Origin of the sequence: Microbacterium sp. UBA837, assembly GCF_002296025.1 — a bacterium.
Lineage (GTDB): Bacteria > Actinomycetota > Actinomycetes > Actinomycetales > Microbacteriaceae > Microbacterium.
Genome location: NZ_DBHD01000014.1, coordinates 1 through 2,709, shown reverse-complemented (window position 1 = coordinate 2,709; position 2,709 = coordinate 1). Strand labels below are relative to the sequence as shown.

Below are 2,709 nucleotides of genomic sequence, written 5' to 3'. Positions count from 1 at the left end.
GAGTCGCTGAGATTCAGCTCGTACCCCTGGTCTCGAACGTGCTGCCCGAGGCGTTCCTTGAACACGGGGTAGTTGTAGTCGCCGACCATGAGCTTCGGAAGCCCCTCGCCGACCGAGTCGAGCTCGGCCAGAGCGGTGCGGATCTGATGCCGACGCAGCGAGTTCAGCGCCGTCAGCGGCGCAGCGTGGAACGAAGCGACGACGATGTCACTGCCCGTATCGATGTCGTGCAGGCGCACCCCCAGCATCCGCTCCTCCGCGGGCTTGAGCACTCGATCGTGCAGCGATTTCTTCAGCGCGATCGCCCGCACGTCAACGGCCCGATACGTGTTCTCGCGGTAATACACGGCAAGACCCAGGCGGTTGCGCTGCGTCGAGTCGGCGAGCACGAGCCCACCGATGTCATCGGGGATGTCGGTCGTATCGGCTTCCTGCAGACAGAGCAGATCAGCACCGTGGCGCTCGACGAGCTCTCGCAGCTCGGTTGCCGCACGGTGCTTGCGCAGGTTGTACGAGATGACCTTCATGCCACTCCCCACGATAGAGGGGCACGGATGCCGACCGCGTGCGCTCCGCTGGACATATCCCCAGCGTTTGCGATCTCTTCACCGCAGGAGGGGTTCACGGGGATCCTCCGAAGCCCTCCGCTAGAGTTTGGTCGTGCCCTCCCGACGCGCCTCCGCGGTGCAAGAACAGCCCGAGTCCGCAGCGGTGCGCCCGGAATCACAGCCGAAGGTCCTGCCCGGGTGGGCTATCGCGACGATCGTGTCGGTCGGCGTCCTTCTCGTGGCAGCCATCGCCGCCACCGTCTGGATGTTCCTGAATAACTGGGTGCGTGATTTGACCGCTACCGCACCGGCAGTCGGGACGACGATCATCGCCCCGGAGGAGTCGAAAGCCGCCCTCGCACTGCCGGGCCTCGCCGACGGCACCGACGAGTTCGCCGCTACCGACTACCTGGCAGCCCAGCCCACCGCCTACTGGTTGACCCCCGAGATCGATCCGGTGAGTGAGATCGGCGCGCGGATGACGAATCTCCTGAGCGAGGCCCGCACGCAGGGCAAGGCGCTGGCGATCGTGGTCTACGGGCTTCCCGAGCGCGACTGCAGCGCGGGCCTCTCCGCGGGCGGACTGGACGATGCAGCCTACGCCGAGTGGACGCAGATCATCGGCGAGGCCCTGCACTCGGCCCCCGACATCCAGAAAACCGTTGTCCTCGAACCCGACAGCCTGGCCCTCGCCCCCGAGTGCGGAAACACCGCCGAGCGCACGGAGCAGCTGCGGAATGCGATCACCCGACTTGCCTCGACGAACACCTGGATCTATGTGGACGGCGGTCACTCGACCTGGCTGCCGGCCTCGCAGATGGCCGAGCTCATCAACGGCATCGGCATGAACGATGTTATCCGCGGCTTCGCGACGAACGTCTCGAACTACAACGACACGGCGATCGAGTTCGACTACGCCCACCAGCTCTCGGGCCTGACCGGCGGCCTTCACGCGATCGTTGACACGTCTCGCAACGGCGCCGGCTCCAACGGCGAGTGGTGCAACCCCCCGGGCAGGCTCATCGGCGCTCCCGGCGGCACCTACGGCGACGACGTCGTCGACACGAACCTCTGGATCAAGCCGCCAGGCGAAAGCGACGGCACCTGCAACGGCGGACCGGTAGCCGGCGCATGGTGGCCCCAGTCCGCGGTGGAGCTGACCCGCAACGTCACGCTCCCCTGAGGACGGCGCTCGGCACGCAGGCCACCGTGGCACGCCGACGGATGGCCGCGCCCCCGGTCTGCCCGCCTGTGTACGATCAAGAGGGTCGGCCGCGCATGCCTGGGATTGCGCGGCTCGGATACTCGACCCAGCCCGACGCGAAAGAGACAATCGAGCATGAGCACTGACGCGGGGGTGAGCAAGACCGCCGTCATCGTCGAGGATGATCCGCAGATCCGGCATATCCTCGCCGAAACACTCGAGGCGGCCGGGTTCTCGACGGTCTCGGTGGGCAATGGCATCGACGGTGTCCGTGCCGTCCTCTCCTACCAGCCACTGATCACGACCCTCGATGTGAACATGCCCGGTATCGACGGGTTCGAGGCAGCCCGGCGCATCCGCGCCCAGAGCGACACCTACATCATCATGCTCACGGGCCTCGAAGACGAGGCTGACGTCGTCCTGGGTTTGGGAGCCGGTGCCGACGAGTACATCGTCAAGCCGTTCCGCCCGCGGGAACTGCGGGCACGGATCGAAGCGCTGCTGCGCCGCCCGCGCCAGACACCGACTGCAGCCCAGCCGCCCGCGCAGGCACCCTCGGGGCCCTCGTTCCCGGGCGCGCGACCCGCCATCGTTACCCAGCCCGCGGCGCCCAGCGCCGTGCCGCCGGCAGCGCAGCAGCCGTTCGCCACTATCGATGCGACCGGAGCCGTCACTCCTGGCGACCCCGCCCAGGCCCCGAGCCAGCATCCGGCACAGGCTCCCTACCCGGCAGGGCAACAGCCGACCCAGGCCCCACCCCAGCCCGGCTACCCCGCTCAGCACCCCGGTTATCCGCAGCCCGGAGGCGCACAGCCGTACTATCCGCCGACGCCGCAGGCTCCGATCGACCCGCCGGGGGCCGGCGGCAACCAGCAGCCTCCCGGATCTCAGTTGGTGGCACGCACACCACCGAACGCCCCGGTCCCAGGTCCCGGTGGTCACCACCTCGGACCTCAC

Annotated in this window: 3 protein-coding genes; 2 read left to right on the top strand and 1 reads right to left on the bottom strand. The window is 68.0% G+C overall.

Translation table 11 applies throughout. The annotated features are described in order from the left end of the window. Positions 1 to 527, bottom strand: a 527-nt coding sequence (locus B3587_RS01305; RefSeq protein ID WP_292725977.1) for an endonuclease/exonuclease/phosphatase family protein, incomplete at its 3' end; no start/stop codon positions are given. A gap of 133 nt (positions 528 to 660) precedes the next feature. Here B3587_RS01305 and B3587_RS01300 point away from each other — a divergent pair. Together B3587_RS01300 and B3587_RS01295 are read left to right on the top strand one after the other, a co-directional pair. Then, entirely contained in the window at positions 661 to 1,731 is a 1,071-nt protein-coding gene (locus tag B3587_RS01300; RefSeq protein WP_292725975.1) for a glycoside hydrolase family 6 protein, read from the top strand. Positions 1,732 to 1,887: 156 nt separating this feature from the next. Beyond that, positions 1,888 to 2,709: response regulator transcription factor (locus B3587_RS01295; RefSeq protein WP_292725973.1), on the top strand; the 822-nt coding region annotated here is incomplete at its 3' end.